The sequence below is a fragment of the Streptomyces sp. E11-3 genome (assembly GCF_046540415.1).
Classification (GTDB): domain Bacteria; phylum Actinomycetota; class Actinomycetes; order Streptomycetales; family Streptomycetaceae; genus Streptomyces.
The window spans coordinates 628711-645104 of record NZ_JAZGRL010000003.1 but is presented as its reverse complement, the minus strand read 5'-3'; the positions used below and the strand labels follow the sequence as shown (position 1 = coordinate 645104).

13 protein-coding genes and 1 pseudogene are annotated in these 16394 nt (G+C 70.8%); 7 read left to right on the top strand and 7 right to left on the bottom strand.

Annotated elements, in window-relative coordinates; translation table 11 throughout:
- Nucleotides 1–49 precede the first annotated feature (49 nt).
- Both ftsX and ftsE read right to left on the bottom strand, forming a co-directional pair.
- Complete coding sequence (ftsX, locus tag U9R90_RS32405) at nucleotides 50–970, bottom strand: permease-like cell division protein FtsX (protein WP_411060623.1); 921 nt, start codon at nucleotides 968–970, stop codon at nucleotides 50–52.
- Between the two features lie 31 nt (nucleotides 971–1001).
- Nucleotides 1002–1691 (bottom strand): cell division ATP-binding protein FtsE, encoded by a 690-nt coding sequence (gene ftsE / locus U9R90_RS32400; protein WP_411060622.1) that lies wholly within the window; start codon nucleotides 1689–1691, stop codon nucleotides 1002–1004.
- 243 nt (nucleotides 1692–1934) lie between these two features.
- Here ftsE and U9R90_RS32395 point away from each other — a divergent pair, with 243 nt between their 5' ends.
- Entirely contained in the window at nucleotides 1935–2123 is a 189-nt protein-coding gene (locus tag U9R90_RS32395) for a hypothetical protein (RefSeq protein WP_411060621.1), read from the top strand.
- 99 nt (nucleotides 2124–2222) lie between these two features.
- Here U9R90_RS32395 and U9R90_RS32390 read toward each other — a convergent pair whose 3' ends face one another.
- Both U9R90_RS32390 and U9R90_RS32385 read right to left on the bottom strand, forming a co-directional pair.
- Nucleotides 2223–3176, bottom strand: coding sequence for a hypothetical protein (locus U9R90_RS32390; RefSeq protein WP_411060619.1), 954 nt, complete (start codon nucleotides 3174–3176; stop codon nucleotides 2223–2225).
- Nucleotides 3177–3498: 322 nt separating this feature from the next.
- Nucleotides 3499–4737: a septum formation family protein gene (locus U9R90_RS32385; RefSeq protein ID WP_411060617.1), complete on the bottom strand. Its 1239-nt coding sequence runs from the start codon at nucleotides 4735–4737 to the stop codon at nucleotides 3499–3501.
- A 118-nt stretch (nucleotides 4738–4855) separates the two neighbouring features.
- On the opposite strand from U9R90_RS32385, the gene U9R90_RS32380 reads away from it, so the two are divergent.
- Nucleotides 4856–5173 (top strand): Scr1 family TA system antitoxin-like transcriptional regulator, encoded by a 318-nt coding sequence (locus tag U9R90_RS32380; RefSeq protein WP_411061000.1) that lies wholly within the window; start codon nucleotides 4856–4858, stop codon nucleotides 5171–5173.
- A gap of 11 nt (nucleotides 5174–5184) precedes the next feature.
- Nucleotides 5185–5379, top strand: coding sequence for a DUF397 domain-containing protein (locus U9R90_RS32375; RefSeq protein ID WP_411060615.1), 195 nt, complete (start codon nucleotides 5185–5187; stop codon nucleotides 5377–5379).
- Here the strand turns inward: U9R90_RS32375 and U9R90_RS32370 are convergent.
- Nucleotides 5351–6388, bottom strand: coding sequence for a PP2C family protein-serine/threonine phosphatase (locus U9R90_RS32370; RefSeq protein WP_411060613.1), 1038 nt, complete (start codon nucleotides 6386–6388; stop codon nucleotides 5351–5353). The genes U9R90_RS32375 and U9R90_RS32370 overlap by 29 nt on opposite strands.
- A gap of 243 nt (nucleotides 6389–6631) precedes the next feature.
- On the opposite strand from U9R90_RS32370, the gene U9R90_RS32365 reads away from it, so the two are divergent.
- Nucleotides 6632–8857, top strand: a complete 2226-nt coding sequence (locus U9R90_RS32365; RefSeq protein WP_411060611.1) for a DEAD/DEAH box helicase — start codon at nucleotides 6632–6634, stop codon at nucleotides 8855–8857.
- Between the two features lie 40 nt (nucleotides 8858–8897).
- Here U9R90_RS32365 and prfB read toward each other — a convergent pair whose 3' ends face one another.
- Complete coding sequence (prfB, locus tag U9R90_RS32360; RefSeq protein ID WP_411060609.1) at nucleotides 8898–10013, bottom strand: peptide chain release factor 2; 1116 nt, start codon at nucleotides 10011–10013, stop codon at nucleotides 8898–8900.
- A gap of 95 nt (nucleotides 10014–10108) precedes the next feature.
- Nucleotides 10109–10459: pseudogene (locus U9R90_RS32355) on the bottom strand (serine/threonine protein kinase); the annotation flags it as partial.
- On the opposite strand from U9R90_RS32355, the gene U9R90_RS32350 reads away from it, so the two are divergent.
- The 3 genes from U9R90_RS32350 to U9R90_RS32340 all read left to right on the top strand — a co-directional run bounded on the left by U9R90_RS32350 (nucleotide 10374) and on the right by U9R90_RS32340 (nucleotide 16345).
- Nucleotides 10374–13469, top strand: coding sequence for an FtsK/SpoIIIE domain-containing protein (locus U9R90_RS32350; RefSeq protein WP_411060607.1), 3096 nt, complete (start codon nucleotides 10374–10376; stop codon nucleotides 13467–13469). The pseudogene U9R90_RS32355 and the gene U9R90_RS32350 overlap by 86 nt on opposite strands.
- Nucleotides 13470–13629: 160 nt before the next feature.
- The gene (locus U9R90_RS32345; protein WP_411060605.1) at nucleotides 13630–14988 is read left to right on the top strand and encodes an ABC transporter substrate-binding protein; all 1359 of its coding nucleotides are present in this window, start codon (nucleotides 13630–13632) and stop codon (nucleotides 14986–14988) included.
- 76 nt (nucleotides 14989–15064) lie between these two features.
- Nucleotides 15065–16345, top strand: coding sequence for a carbohydrate ABC transporter permease (locus tag U9R90_RS32340; protein WP_411060604.1), 1281 nt, complete (start codon nucleotides 15065–15067; stop codon nucleotides 16343–16345).
- The last annotated feature ends 49 nt before the right edge of the window (nucleotides 16346–16394 follow it).

The following is a 16394-nucleotide window of genomic DNA, read 5'->3' as shown; positions in this document are numbered from 1 at the left end:
ACAAAGAGCGCCGTACGGAAGGTTGACCGTACGGCGCCCTGGACGTGTGTCACACCTTCAGGTACTTGCGCAAAGCGAAGAACGCTGCCATCGCGGGCATCAGCAGCCCGACCGCGAGCACCAGCGGGAGCTTGGTCAACACCGCGTCCCAGCCGATGAAGTTGATCAGTTCCATCTTGTCGGCGAGTGCGATGCCGTGGTCGACGAGGAAGTACCGGCCGGCCAGCAGCATCCCGCAGGCGATCAGCCCGCCGAACAGCCCGGCCAGGGTCGCCTCCAGGATGAACGGCACCTGGATATAGAAGCTGGAGGCGCCCACCAGACGCATGATCCCGGTCTCGCGTCTGCGGCTGAAGGCCGAGACCCGTACCGTGTTGACGATCAGGATCAGCGCGACGACCAGCATCAGCGCCATCATGACCCCGGCCACCCAGGTCATGCCGTTGAGCACCTCGAAGAGCTTGTCCACGGTCTTGCGCTGGTCCTGCACGGACTGCACACCGGGGTGGTCCGAGAAGGCGCTGGCGATCACCTGGTACTTCTCGGGGTCCTTCAGCTTGATCCGGTACGACTCCTGCATCTGGTCCGGGGTGAGCGAGTTGACCAGCGGCGAGTCGCCGAACTGCTCCTTGTAGTGCTTGTACGCCTCGTCGCTGGACTCGTGCTGGACCTTCTCGACGACCTCGTCCATCTTGTTCAGATCGGCGAGGATCGTCTCCTTCTGCTCCTTGGTGACCGCGCCCTTGGTGCACTTCGGGTCGGTCTCCGCGTCCCCCTTGTTGCAGAAGAAGATCGCTACGTTGACCTTGTCGTACCAGTAGCCCTTCATCGTGCTCACCTGGTCGCGCATGAGCAACGAGCCGCCGAACAGCGCCAGCGAGAGGGCGACGGAGACGATGACCGCGAAGGTCATCGTGAGATTGCGGCGGAGACCGACGCCGATCTCCGACAGGACGAACTGGGCGCGCATGGCGTCCTTTCAGGTGCTCAGTGCTCGATGCTCAGTGCTGGTAGCCGTAGACGCCGCGGGACTGGTCGCGGACCAGGCGGCCCTGCTCCATCTCGATGACGCGCTTGCGCATCTGGTCCACGATCTGCTGGTCGTGGGTGGCCATCACCACGGTGGTGCCGGTGCGGTTGATGCGGTCGAGCAGCTTCATGATGCCGACCGACGTCTGCGGGTCCAGGTTGCCGGTGGGCTCGTCGGCGATCAGCAGCATCGGACGGTTCACGAAGGCACGGGCGATCGCCACCCGCTGCTGCTCACCGCCGGACAGCTCGCCCGGCATACGGTCCTGCTTGCCGCCGAGCCCCACCAGGTCGAGCACCTCGGGGACGGTCTTACGGATCGTGCCGCGCGGCTTGCCGATGACCTCCAGCGCGAAGGCGACGTTCTCGCCGACGGTCTTGTTGGGCAGCAGCCGGAAGTCCTGGAAGACGGTGCCCAGCTGGCGCCGCATGTGCGGCACCTTCCAGTTGGACAGCCGCGCGAGGTCCTTGCCCAGGACGTGCACCTGACCTTGGCTGGCTCGCTCCTCGCGGAGGATCAGCCGCAGGAAGGTGGACTTTCCGGAGCCGGAAGACCCCACCAGGAAGACGAACTCGCCGCGCTCGATCTCCAGGGAGACATCTCTGAGTGCGGGGCGGGTCTGCTTGGGGTAGGTCTTGGAGACGTTGTCGAATCGGATCACGGATGCACCACGGGTCGCCGGGGGTAGGTGAGCGTGACCCTACGCGAAGGGGCGTGCGCGGCGCAGTCAGCGTCCTGGGTTGCGTGTTTTGTGACGATAGAGAATGGTCACAAACGGACGGGAAACGACGGGGCGCGCCGAAAACCTGGAAAGCTGGCACAGTGGTAAGGGGAACCGTTCCCTATAGGCCAAGCGTTATGAGGCCGAGCGAGACCATGTGTGAAGGCGCGAGGGAGGCAGCGCATGACCTTTGACCGACTGGTGTGCGCGAACTGCGCGGCGCCCGTGGCCCAGGGCCGGTGTGCTGTCTGCCGGGCCAACCGCGAGCGGATGCAGCAGGGACCCTTCGCCGGGCTGAACCCGGTGGCGCTGATAGCGCTGCTGGTGGTGCTGATCGGGGCCATGGCGCTGCTGGCCACGCAGACCGCGTAGCGGTAGTACACAGAAGAAGGGCCCGGAGCAGCTGCTCCGGGCCCTTCTTCTGTGTACTACTGCTTATTACTGCTTACTGCTACGTACTACGCCGGTGGATCAGGCCGCGGTGGGGCGGCCGCCCATCAGGCGCGGCATCATCCGGAAGCCGACGCCACCGGCGATCATCGTCGCGGCGCCGATCAGCAGGAACTGGGTCTGTCCGGCGCCGGTCTCGGCGAGCTCGCCCTTCTCGGCGTCGCTGCCCTTGTCGGTGCCGGCGCCAGCGCCCTTGTCGGTGTCCTTGTCGGCACCGGTGTCGGTCAGGCCGTCCTTGCCCTGGCCCTGCTCGACGGGCTGGTTGGCGTCGCCGTCGGGGACGGGGCCGTTACCGCCCGTGCTGCCGCCGTTGCCGCCGGTGGTGTCGCCGCCTCCGGTACCGCCGGTGTCGCCACCGCCGGTGCCGCCGCCGTTGCCGCCCGTGCCTCCGCCGTTGCCACCGGTGCCGCCGCCGTTGCCGCCGGTGCCGCCAGTACCGCCCGTGCCGCCGGTGCCGCCAGTACCGCCCGTGCCGCCGGTGCTGTCGTCACCACCCGTGCCACCGGTGCTGTCGTCACCACCCGTGCCACCGGTGCTGTCATCGCCACCGGTGCCGCCGGTGCTGTCGTCACCACCCGTACCGCCGGTGCTGTCGTCACCACCCGTACCGCCGGTGCTGTCGTCACCACCCGTGCCGCCGGTGCTGTCATCGCCACCGGTACCGCCGGTGCTGTCGTCACCACCGGTGCCGCCGGTGCTGTCATCGCCACCCGTACCGCCGGTGCTGTCATCACCGCCCGTACCGCCGGTGCTGTCATCGCCACCGGTACCGCCGGTCCCGGATCCGTCATCACACGACGGGTCACCCGGGATGCAACCCGGGTCCTCGTCGTCTTCGCCGACCTCGATCTTCACAACGCCCGGGACTTCGAGCCCGGCTGCCGAAGCGGCACCGGCCGCGGTGAGCGACGCACCGGCCGCGATCACCGCACCTGCGGCTATCCGTGCCACACGGACCCGCGTCTTCTTCGTCATCTGCTGCTACCCCCAGTAGCCGTTCTCGTCAGTGGAGCAGCCATATGCGGGACCACGGCCCTGCGGGGGGGGATCGTTCTCGCGGGATCGCCTCAGTGAGGCTGTGCTCCCCGCCCCGTCACGCCAGCCCCAGACATACGCATGCTGCCCAGCAGCCTGTCCAGAGTTAAGAGTTACGTCAAGAACGATCCGGGCGTGATGTCCGGTTGATCATTACTTGCCCCTCAGCGAGAGGTACGACTGTGACGCATTCACCACGGTCCCCACGCATTCCCTCCGGCTCCGCTGCCGCAACTGCTCCGCTCCCGGCCGGACTTTGACGTCAGACTTCCGGGTTCCCACCCGGCTCCGCTCCCGCGGGGGTGGGCAGCCCGAGTCCCTTGCGAATCTCCGCGTCCAGCTTCGCCCGAAACCGGAGGTCCCCCTCCGCCAGCTTCATCTCGGCGAGGAACACCCCTGCGTCCTGGGCCGCCGCGGCGTTCTTCCAGTGCGGCACGCCGGTCTCAAGTACGGTCGCCAGCCGCGTAACTGACCCGCTGACCTCACTCGGCAGCTCGGCCGCTCTGAGCTGCCGGACCGTCTCCGTGTACGCCACGCCCATCTGCCCGGCCCATTTCCTGGCCCCGGCCAGGTCCTCCTTGGGGCCCTTCTGCGGGATGGTGACCGCCCCGTCGCCCATCGGCCGCGCCGCCGCGAGATACGCGTACTGGGCCGGCTCCAGGTCGCTCTTGACGACCCGTACGGACACTGCCAGTTCGCCGCGCGGCTTCGCCGCCCAGCAGAGCACCGTACGCTCGCCGCGCGCCCATCCGGTGCGGTCCGGGTAGTAGAAGAACGTCTGCAGCCCGCCGTACCGAACGGGGTCGAGGGAGTAGTCGAAGAGCAACGGCCCGCACTTCTCCCGCGCGGTCGCGGTGACTTCCTCGGTGCCCGGGAACGCCCCGTCGCCGTCTTGCAGCTCGAAGCTGGCGTAGATCTCGCCACGGTGTGCCTCGTCGCAAGGCAGCCGCCGCGCGAAGGGGTTCTTGAGCGAGCCCTTGTTCTCCTGCGTGGGCAGCACCTTGGGGGTGAAGCAGTCCCCCTCCGCCAGGTCGAACACGGTCACCCGCTCGCCCGACTCACTCTGGCTCGCCTCCGGTCGGGGTGAAGCCGAGCTGTCGTACTCCTCCCGGACCGAGTAGGTCGAGAAGGTCAGCCCTCCGGCCAACATCATCACTCCCAGTACGAGCATGGCACCGGACACGGAGACGCCCGCGACCGCGAGCCCCTTCCCCCGCTGGCCGTTACGGGATATCTGCACCAGCGCGACAATGCCGAACACGAGCGCGAGCGGCGCGAGCACCGCGAGCGAGAACATCGCGGCGAGTGCCGCCAGCACCCAGAACACCGCGACCAGCGCGATCGCGATCGGTGCCACGAGCGAGAGCACCAGCGAGGCGACGGCAAACCCGTTGACCTTCGGCGCCGGCGGGCCGTAGTACGGCGGAGGTGTGCCGTAGTGCGGCGGGGGCGGGCCGTACGGCGGCGGAGGTGCACCGTACGACGGCGGCGGAAACGTCACGGATGGCCAACTCTCTTCTCTCTCGATCGCCTAAGAGATATCCGAGGAGGCCTGACCGTTGTAGCGCCCAGGGTCACAGAGCCACAACGCCTTCGCATCGCACCCCGAGCGCAAGCAGCTGCTTCGGCTGATCGAGGTCGCTCGGCTGCCCAACGTCACGTTGCAGGTCTTCCCGTTCGAACGCGGGGCGTACGCAGCCAGCAGCCGCTCGTTCATTCTCTTCGGCGGCACAACACCCGAATTGGACACCGTCTACATCGAACAGCCGCTGGGATCGGCCTTCGTGGGGGATAGAGAGCAAACAGACGAGTGCGGCAAGATGTTCGAACGGCTCTCTGAACTGGCGTTCACTCCGGTCGACCCGGAATCCGCGCCCGAGTCCCACAACAGCCGGGACTCACTGAGCCTGATCCAACACATCATGTACGCACTGTAAGAGGGAGTCCGATGTCCCAGCTCGCCTGGCAGAAGTCTTCGTACAGCACCAGCGGCGAGAGCGAGTGCGTCGAGCTGGCGACCGGACCCACCGGCCTCATCCACCTCCGCGAGAGCGACGCCCCCGGCCAGATCGCCACCACAACCACCGCCCCCCTCAGCGCCCTCCTCACCACACTCAAGCAGGCCCCCCGGAAGCAGGGCTGAACCCGGGCTGGCAGAGGACCAGGGCCACGTCGTCACTGGTGTCACCGCCCGTATGGCTGTCCATCCGCTTGAGCAGGTCATCGAGGACGTCATCGAGCAGCGGCAGGTACGGCAGGACACGAAGCTCTGCTTCGAGATCGAACATCGCGCCGCGGTGGTTGCGGGCTTCGGCCAGGCCGTCGGTGTAGAACAGCATCCGCTCGCCGGGGGCGAGCAGCACACTCTGCTCCCGGTGATCGCCGCGCATCCCTAGAGGCAACGCGGGGTCGACCGTGAGGAGGTGCGCGCCCTGGTCACCCAGAACGGCCGGAGGATGGTGTCCGCAGTTCACGACGGTCACCCGGCCGTCCGGGGTGAACTCCGCGAGCGTGGCGGTGACGAAGTCCTCCGGACCCAGCTGGCGTGACACACCGGCGTTCAGCGCACCGGCGACCGAGCTCAGGTCGCGCTGGGTGTACGCGGCGTCCCGGAAGTACCGCAGGGTCGCCGCGGCCGTGACGGTGGCGCCGAGCCCGCTGCCGCGCACGTCGGCGATGAGGACGCGTACGCCATGGGAACTGTGGACCGCGTCGAACACATCGCCACCGAGCACCAGGTCACGGGTCGCGCAGCGGTAGCGGGTGGCGACCAGGAGATCGCCCACACGTGGGGGCATCGGCTGCAGGAGGGCCTGCTGCGTTGTTCTGGCGAGGGTGGCCAGGGTGCGCTCGCGCGCGGTGCGCACATGGGCGATGTAGACGGCCATGCCCACACTGATGGCCAGAGCCAGGAGCCGGACGGTGCTGTTGAACATCCCCAGCGTGTGGTGCGTGTAGCTCAGTACGACGAAGAGCACGATCACGTACCAGCCCACGGCGGCCGTGAGTCTCGTCGGCAGGCGGGCGCAGGCCAGGAGCGGGCCGAGGACCAGGAGTCCGGAGAGGACGGTCTCGTGCCCCAGAAGGATGTCTGTCACGGCGATTCCGGTCGCCGCGGCCACGGACGTCAGGCAGTGCCGGATGGGACTCATCTCATTGCTCCCCGTCGCGTACGAGCGGCCCCTACCTTTCCAGGTGGGCCGAAGCCGAGTTCTGGAATCCGCCAGATGGCCGGAAAGGGGCAACTCATGACCATGCTCTGACCACTCTTGATCCCGCACACCCCGATGCGACGATGGGGCGACAGGTCAGCCAGCACGGCGAACAGGGCACGGACAGGGCACAACCGGGTACGGGAACGGACAGGGCACGGGAACGGGGACGGGACAAGCAACGTGGGACCACAAGACGAGCCGGTGCCCGTAGGCAAGCGGGCCCGCGCCGTGCTGCAGCAAGCCGACGCGCTGCGGCAGGCCGCCCAGGCGGTGTGCGAGGACCATCGGGGCGCCCTGGACGCCGTACGGCGAGCCGTGGCCGGGCTCGAAGAGGAGCTGGTCCGGGCCGAGTTGGTCACGATGCCACTGGCCCGGCTGCGGGAGGTGACCCGCGGTCAGCTGCGCGAGGGGGCCGTGGAGGCGCTGGAGCGGGCCGGGTACGGGTCGGTGGGCCGGGTACGGGAGGCCGAGCCGTACGACCTGCGCGCGGTGCCCGGCATCGGGGCCCAGAGCGCGGGCCAGGCCCAGGCCGCTGCCGAGCAGTTGGCCCGTGCCACGGCGGAGGCGGTGGCCGTACGGATCGATGTCGACGCCAAGGACAGCCCACAGCACAGGGACCTCGTCCTGGCCCTGAACCGGCTGCTGCTCGCCGGGCCCGCGATCGCCGACGCCGTAGCCGTCGCCGAGCGCACCGCCCAGGCTCTGGAGCCGCACATCGAGGGCGCCAGGGCCACCAGGTCCCGCTGGCAGCTGCTGCTCGCGGGCAAGGAGGGGCGGGCCAAGGCCAGGTCCGAGCTGCGCGCGCTGTTCGACGCGCTCGCCGGGGCCGAGGCCGACGACGTACGCCTGACGATCGACCAGGCGGCGACGGACCTGCTGCGCGGCCCCGAGCGGCCGGACCGGGCCTGGCTGGACTTCGAGGTCCGGGCCGCCGAGTACTACACGCTGCTGGCCAGGGTCGTGGACCGGCCGCAGGACCGCGCGTCCACCGAGGGGTTCATTCCCCGCACGCTCGCGGAGGAGGTCCGGGCGCAGCCCCTGGACGAGTCCCTGCTCAATGTCTCGCTCCGTGGCTACCAGGCCTTCGGCGCCCGCTTCGCGCTGGCCCGGCGCCGGGTACTGATCGGCGACGAGATGGGCCTGGGCAAGACCATCCAGGCGATCGCCGCGCTGGCCCATCTGAGCGCGGCCGAGGACGCCACCCACCACGTCGTGGTCTGCCCGGTCGGCGTGCTGATCAACTGGATACGGGAGATCGAGTCCCGCAGCGAGCTGTCCGCCCACCGCGCGCACGGCCAGGACCGCCGGGCCGCGTTCGCCGCCTGGGTGGAGCGCGGCGGCGCCCTGGTCACCACCTTCGACCTGCTGCGTACGCTGAAGATCCCAGCGCGGCTGCCGCTCGGCCTGCTCGTGGTCGACGAGGCGCACTACATCAAGAACCCCGACACCCTGCGGGCCAAGTCGGTCCTCACCCTGATGCGGCGCAAGGTCCCCTGCCGGGTGCTGTTTGTGACCGGAACCCCCATGCAGAACCACGTCGACGAGTTCCGCTCGCTCGTCCGCTACCTCAGCCCGGAGGTGGCGCGCACCATGCGCCACGAGTACGCCACCGCCGACTCCCGCGTCTTCCGCTCGGCCGTGGCCCCCTGCTACCTGCGCCGCAACCAGCCGGACGTACTCGCCGAGCTGCCCGGTGTCATCCACGCCGACGAATGGGAGGAGTTCTCCGACAGCGACCGCGCCGCCTATCGCCGGGCCGTGGCCGAGGGGAACTTCATGGCGATGCGCCGCGCCGCCTACACCGAGCCGACCGGCTCGGCCAAGCTGAACCGGCTGCGGGAGCTGGTCACCGAGGCCGCCGAGAACAATCTGAAGGTGGTGGTGTTCTCCACCTTCCTGGAGGTGCTGGCCACGGCCCACAAGGCGCTCGACAGCGCGGGGCCCGGCCCCAGGTCCGTGGTGGGGCTGCTGAGCGGCGAGCTCCCGGCCGACCGGCGCCAGTCGCTGGTGGACGAGTTCACCCGCACCCCAGGACACGCGGTCCTGCTGGCCCAGATACGTACTGGCGGCACCGGTCTGAACCTCCAGGCCGCGTCGGTGGTGGTGCTCTGCGAGCCCCAGCTCACCCCGGCCCTGGAGTCCCAGGCCGTCGGCCGGGCGCATCGGATGGGCCAGGTCCGACGGGTGCAGGTGCACCGGCTGCTGGCCACGGACAGCCTGGACCAGCGTCTGCTGGAGGTCCTGAAGCGGAAGCAGGACGACTTCGACGTCTACGCACGGCGCAGCGAGGTCGCCGAGTCCGTCGCGGAGGCGGTCGACATCTCGGAGGCGTCGCTGGCCCGCCGCATCGTGGAGGACGAGCAGCTGCGCCTTTCGCTTACGGCCGGGCCCCCGGCGACCGAGTAGGCCGGACCGCCGGGGGCGTCAGGGGCTGCTTTCGGGGGGCTCAGCCCTCCTGCTGCTCCTGCTGCTTGCGCCAGCGGATGCCCTTCTCCAGGAATCCGTCGATCTCGCCGTCCAGGACCGCCTGCGGGTTGCCGACCTCGTACTCCGTCCGCAGGTCCTTGACCATCTGGTACGGGTGCAGGACGTAGGAGCGCATCTGGTTGCCCCAGGAGCTGCCGCCGTCGCCCTTGAGGGCGTCCATCTTGGCCCGCTCCTCCTGGCGCTGCCGCTCCAGGAGCCTGGCCTGCAGGACGCGCAGCGCGGAAGCCTTGTTCTGGATCTGCGACTTCTCGTTCTGGCAGGAGACCACGACGCCGGTCGGGAGGTGGGTGATGCGCACCGCGGAGTCGGTGGTGTTCACGGACTGACCGCCGGGGCCTGACGACCGGTAGACGTCGACCCGGATGTCGTTCTCCGGGATCTCGACGACGTCGGTCGTCTCGACGACCGGGAGGACCTCGACGCCCGCGAAGGAGGTCTGGCGGCGGCCCTGGTTGTCGAAGGGCGAGATGCGGACGAGACGGTGGGTGCCCTGCTCGACGGAGAGGGTGCCGTAGGCGTACGGGGCGTGGATCACGAAGGTGGTCGACTTGATGCCGGCCTCTTCCGCGTACGACGTCTCGTAGATCTCGGTCTTGTAGTCGTGCCGCTCGGCCCAGCGCAGGTACATCCGCTGCAGCTGCTCGGCGAAGTCCGCGGCGTCGATGCCGCCCGCCTCGGCCCGTACGGTGATCAGCGCCTCGCGCTCGTCGTACTCGCCGGAGAGGAGCGTACGGACCTCCATCTCGTCCAGGGCCTTCTTGACGTCCGCGAGCTCGGACTCGGCCTCGGCGAGGGTGTCCGCGTCGTCCTCGGCCTCGGCGAGCTCGAAGAGCACCCCGAGGTCGTCGATCCGCGCGCGCAGGGCATCGGCCTTGCGGACGTCGGCCTGGAGATGGGACAGCTTGCTGGTGATCTTCTGCGCCGCGTCCGGGTCGTCCCACAGGGACGGGGCCGCGGCCTGCTCTTCGAGCACGGCGATGTCGGCCCTCAGCTTCTCGAGGTCCAGGACGGCCTCGATCGACCCCATGGTCGTGGTGAGGGACTTGAGCTCTTCGGATACATCGACGACTGCCACGACCCCAGCCTAACGGCAACCCAAACGGATCATCCCCGCCCGGGGCGTGTACGCGGGCTCCGGCCGTGCCCTGAGCGCGCGGACAGTCCCCGGGCTCAGGGCGTAGCCGGAGCCGAGCTCTCGGTGCCCGAGGGCTTGGCGTCGGGTTCGTCACCACTGGTGGCGAGCCACCCGCCGATGCCCACCCCCGCCGCCACGGCGACGGCCGCCGCCCCGAGGGCGATGCGCCGCCGCCGCGCGGTGGCGGCACGATGCCGGGCGGAGCCGGGCCGCGGCTCCCCGGCGGCCCGCGGCGCGCGAGCCGTACCCCGCGCGCCTCCGGCCAGCTCGTCGGGCCCCGGCACCCGCATGCTCGTATGGGTGTCCCGGTTGGAGTCCGGCGCGGACCCGGGCACGAGCGGCACGGCACCACGCCGGGGCGCGCTGGGGCGCGACTCGGCGGGCGTCTCACCCGGCCCGCCCGGCCCGCCCTGCCCGCNGGGCAACCAAGGCAGCAGCGCCGGACGCACCGACCGCCAGGCCCATGGCGCACCCGACCCGCACGGCACCACAGCCGGAGACCCGGGCACCCGAGACGGCGCCGCCGCCCGCCGCACGCCGAGCTGGCCCGAGACCCAAGGCCGTGCTGCCCACACGGGGAGCGCGGGCGGCCAGGGCAGCAGCGCCACGAGCGCCGATGGCCGGGGGCACGGCAGGCCCGGGCCGTACGGCCCCGCAGACAGCCAAGACGGCAGCGCCGGACGCACCGACGGCCAGGCGTACAGCAAACCCGGGCCGCACAGCCCCGCAGACAACCCAGGCAGCAGCACCACCAGCGCCGACGGCCGGAGGCACGGCCCCGCAGGCAACCAGGGCGGCAGCACCGGACGCGCCGATGGTCGTGGGCACGGCAGGCCCGGAGCGTACGGCCCCGCAGACAACCAAGACCGCAGCACCGCACGCACCGACGGCCAGGCGTACAGCAAACCCGGGCCGCACAGCCCCGCAGGCGGCCAAGACGCCAGCGCCAGGCACTCTGACGGCCGGGAGCACGGCGCGCCCGACGCGCACGGCACCGCAGCCGGAGACGCGGGCATCCGAGACGGCGGCGGCGCGGACGCGCGTGAGCACGCGCCGCGTGACGGTCACGGCCGTCCGGGTACCGGGGACGGCCGGGTCGGGACGCCGGCGCGGGGTACCACCGTTCCCCGGCAGGTCCGGCGGCGCGGTGGGCTCAGCGCGTGGGCCAGGCGACTGACCGGGGCACGCGACGAGGCGCAGCCGGTCCCCGCCGAGCCCGTGGCGCGGGCGGCCGCCGCCGAGGCCTCCGTACCGGACGCCTGGCCCGATCCCTCGACCCTGCTGCTGACCGCGCTCGGCCCGGGCCCCCGGCTCTGGGAGCGCGACCGGGCACACCCGGAAGCGCTCGCCGTGCGCCTGGGCACCACGGACCGGCCCACCCCCGACGGCGCCGGGCTGCTGCCCGTCGTCCCCGTGACGGTCGGGCTGCGGGAGGCGGGCTCCCTGGGGCTCGCGGGGCCGCGTACCCGGCTGACCGGCCTCGCCCGCTCGGCCGTCGCCCAGCTCGCCGCGCTGCACTCCCCCACGGACCTGGAGATCGTGCTGATCAGCACGGACCGCGGCCGCACACTCGACGAGCGCACCGCGGAGTGGTCCTGGCTCGGCTGGCTGCCGCATCTGCGCCCCGGACACGGCCAGGACTGCAGGCTGCTCCTCGCCTACGACCGTGAACAGGCCACCGCGCGCACCGACGAACTGCTCCGCCGCCTCGACGAACACCTCCAGGACAGCCCCACAGACAGGTCCGCAGAGAGCACCAGCACCAGCACCAGCACCAGCACCCCGGCATACGCGGGCCCATACGCCGTGCTGGTCGTGGACGGCGACCCCGGTTCCGCAGCCCTGCGGGAGGCCGTCTCGCGGCTGGCGGCCGACGGCGCGGGCGCCGGAATCCACGTCGTCTGCCTCGCCGAGACCCCGGCCGCCTCACCCGCGTCACCGGTCACCGCGACCTACGAGGCAGCCTGCGCCGCGTCCCCCGCCTTCCGCGCCTGCGGCGCCGTAGCGCTGCTGAGCGGTGACGTGGCCACGGCCCTCCGGCTGCTGCGTACGTCACAGGGACGCCTCGTCGGACACGGCACGGTCGCCTCGGTGGACGCGGTCTCCGCGGCCTGGGCCGAGCGCTTCGCCCGGGCCCTGGCACCGCTGCGTACGGCGGAGCCCGGCGACCCGCATGCCCACGTGTCCGCCCCGCTGCCGCAAGCCGCCCGGCTGCTGGACGAGTTGGGCCTCGCCAGGGCCACCCCGGCGTCCCTGATGGCCCGTTGGGCGGCGGCCGTGGACGACCCGCAGGCACTCGGCGGCCGCGCCTGGGCCGTGCTGGGCGCCGGACCGCGCGGCCCGCTCTGCGCCGACCTGGTGGCAATGGGCCCCCATCTGCTGATCGACGGCCCGGCCGGCAGCGGCCGTACGGAGCTGCTGCGCTCGGCCGCCGCCGCGCTGGCCTCCGCCGACCGGCCCGACCGGCTGGCCCTCGTCCTGGTCGACGGGGCGGGCTCGGGGCGCGGAGACGGGCTGCGGGCCTGCACCGACCTGCCCCATGTCACCACTCACCTGACGGCCGACGACCCGGTACGGATGCGGGAGTTCGCCCAAGCGCTGACCGCCGAGCTGAAGCGCCGCGCCGAGCTGCTCGGCCGACTCGGGTTCGCCGAGTGGCACACCCAGCAGGCCGTGTCGGGCCGGATGGTCGCGCAGCGCACCGGCGGCGGCAGCACGGGACGACTCACCACCCCCCGCCCAGCCCGCACCACCGCGACCGGCGCCACGACGGGGACCACAGCCGCCGCCCCGACCGGCGCCGGAGACCTGGACTCCCCGAGCAGCTCGACCCTCAAGCTACGCCCGGGCACCCGGAGTTCACGTCCCGAGGCCGCCCCACCGCTCCCCCGCCTGGTCGTCCTCGTCGACGACATCGACGCCCTGGTCGCCCCCGCACTCGGCGCCACCGGCCGCCCCTCCGCGGGCTCGGTCGTCCGCGCCCTGGAAGCCGTCGTCCAGGGCGCGGAGCAACTCGGCGTGCACCTCGTGGCGGCCACCGCACACCCGGACCGCACCGCCGCCACGGCCTTCGACCGCGGCGCCGCCCTGCGCATCACGCTCGACGCCCCGTCGGCGGCCCCCGAGGACCCGGCCCCGGGCCGCGGCCGCCTCTACACGGCGGCGGACGGCCGTACCACCCCGTTCCAGGCGGGACGCGTCACCGGCCGCATCCCGCGCACCTCCACGCTGCGCCCGACGGCCATACCCCTGGAGTGGGAGCGGATGGGCGACCCGCCGGCCCGCCGCCCGGTCCGCGAACTGGGCAACGGCCCCACCGACCTGGCCCTGCTGGCCAGCGCCCTGGAGCGGGCGGCCCGCTCGGTCGACGCGGGGGTCGTACCGCCCCTGTTCTGAGGCACGCACCCGAGCTCTCCGGGACGCTCACCGAGCCTGGCACCCTAAGTAACCCTCCGGTCACGATCCCCGAGTTCCCGTAGGCACTATTGCGGCCCCCCTCTCTCGGGCGTAGACCAGTGCGCACGGGACAGGGCTCAGGGGAGAGAACGGGGCAGTGATGCGCACAACTCTTCGTACAAGCAAGCTCGTTGTGTCACTCGTGACCATTGGCGCACTCGCGCTCACCGCGTGCGGTGACGACGGCGACGACAAGGGCGGCAAGAAGGACGACAAGGACAAGAACGCCGGCGCCTCCGTCCAACTGCCCCAGTTAAAGGGCCAGAAGGTCGAGGTCGCCGCGGTCTGGTCAGGGCCCGAGCAGGAGAACTTCAAGAAGGTGCTCACGGAGTTCGAGAAACGCACGGGCGCCACGGTCACCTTCGTTCCGGCGCAGGACCCGATCGTCAACTTCCTCGGCTCGAAGATCACGGGCGGCGATCCTCCGGATGTGGCGATGCTCCCGCAGCCCGGCGCGATCGCCCAGGCCGTACAGAAGAAGTGGGCCAAGCCGGTCGGCGCCGAGGCCAGGGCCCAGCTCGACAAGAACTACACGCAGGGCTGGAAGGACATCGGCGCGATCGACGGCGAGCAGTACGGCGTGTACTTCAAGGCCGCCAACAAGTCCCTGGTCTGGTACAACAACGCGGTCTTCGAGAACGCCGGGGCCACCGAACCGAAGACCTGGGACGAGCTGATGACCCAGGCGCAGACGGTCTACGACTCCGGGGTCACCCCGTTCTCGGTCGCGGGCGCCGACGGCTGGACCCTCACCGACTGGTTCGAGAACATCTACCTCTCGCAGGCGGGCCCCGAGAAGTACGACCAGCTGGCGCAGCACGAGATCAAGTGGACGGACCCCTCCGTGAAGGAGGCGCTGACCACGCTCGCCGAACTGTTCGGCAACAAGAACTACCTGGCGGGCGGTCAGAGCGGCGCCCTGCAGACCGAGTTCCCGACATCGGTCACCCAGACCTTCACCGGCGGCGACCAGCCCAAGGCCTCGATGGTGTTCGAGGGCGACTTCGTGGCGGTCAACATCGGCCAGACCGACGCCGAGATCGGCGCGGACGCCAAGGTCTTCCCGTTCCCCGCGGTCGGTGCCGACGCGCCGGTGGTGACCGGTGGCGACGCCGCGGTGGCGCTGAAGGACTCCAAGGGCGCCCAGGCGCTGCTGACCTTCCTGGCCTCGACCGACGCGGCCGAGATCTGGGCCAAGCAGGGCGGCTTCATCTCGCCCAACAAGGAGATGGACCCGGCCGCGTACCCGAACGACGTGCTGCGCGACATCGGCAAGGCCCTGATCGCCTCGGGCGACGACTTCCGCTTCGACATGTCGGACCAGACGCCGCAGGCCTTCGGCGGCGCCCCGGGCAAGGGCATGTGGAAGGCCCTGCAGGACTTCCTGAAGAACCCGAAGGACGTCGACGGCACCCAGCGCCAGCTGGAGTCGGACGCCGCCAAGGCGTACAAGAACTGACGCCGCGATGACATCGGCCACCCCGGCCGGGGGCGTGGTACCGCCCATGCCCCCGGCCCCCCGCAAACGCAAGAGCGTGACAGGTACCCGCAAAGTGGTGGCGGCGGTCTTCCTGCTGCCCGCGCTGGTGCTGCTTGGCGCACTCGTGCTCTATCCGATCGGATACTCGCTGGTCCGCAGCCTCTTCGACCAAGCGGGCGACAGCTTCACCGGGCTCGACAGCTACCAGGAGGTGTTCACCGAGGACTCCACCAGGACCGCGCTCACGAACACCGCGATCTGGGTGGTGGTGGCCCCGGTGGTCGCCACCACGCTCGGCCTGATCTTCGCCGTACTCACCGAACGGGTCCGCTGGGGAACGGCGTTCAAGCTGGTCATCTTCATGCCGATGGCGATCTCGATGCTCGCGTCGGGGATCATCTTCCGGCTGGTGTACGAGCAGGACCCGGAGCGCGGTGTCGCCAACGCGGTGATGGTGGGCGTCCACGACACCTTCGCCGAGTCGTCCGCGTTCCCCAAGGCCCATCCGGGGCGCGAGTCACCGCTGGCCGCGGAGGGCGGCGGCTTCCTCACCCGTGATCCCGTACGGGCGGGTGAGCCCGTACTGCTGCCGCTGGTCGGCGTCGCCCCGGACAAGATGCCCGGCTCCGCGCGACCGGCCGCGGCCGCCGAGACCGACCCTGGCAAGGTCACCGGCACCACCTGGCAGGACTTCACCCGGGGCAAGGGCGTCGGGACGCTGGGCGGCATCGACGGGGAGGAGCTCGGCTATCCGGGGATGAAGGTCGAGGCGGTCAAGGACGGCAAGGTGGTGGACTCCGCCCGCGCCGGACCCGACGGCACCTTCACGCTCTCCGACGCGGCCGACGGCGCCCGGCTCCGGCTGCCCGAGAGCAACTTCCGCGAGCCCTACAACGGCGTCAGCTGGCTCGGTCCGACGCTGGTCACCCCGGCGATCATCGGCAGCTACCTGTGGATCTGGTCGGGCTTCGCGATGGTCCTGATCGCCGCGGGCCTGGCGGGTGTGCCGCGCGAACTCCTGGAGGCGGCCCGCGTTGACGGGGCCAACGAGTGGCAGGTCTTCCGGCGCATCACGGTGCCCGTGCTGACACCCGTACTCGCGGTCGTCCTCGTCACCCTGATGATCAACGTGATGAAGATCTTCGACCTGGTCTTCATCATCGCCCCCGGCTCGTCGCGGGACGACGCGAACGTCCTCGCGCTGGAACTCTACGACCAGGCCTTCTCCAAGGGCCGACCCGACGTCGCGAGCGCGATCGCGATCATCCTGCTGCTCTTGGTCATCCCGGTCATGATCTTCAACATGCGTCGGCTGCGGCAGGAGGCCAAGCGATGAACCAGTCACCCGCCGCCCGTACACCTGTCACCCCCACCACCACGCCCGC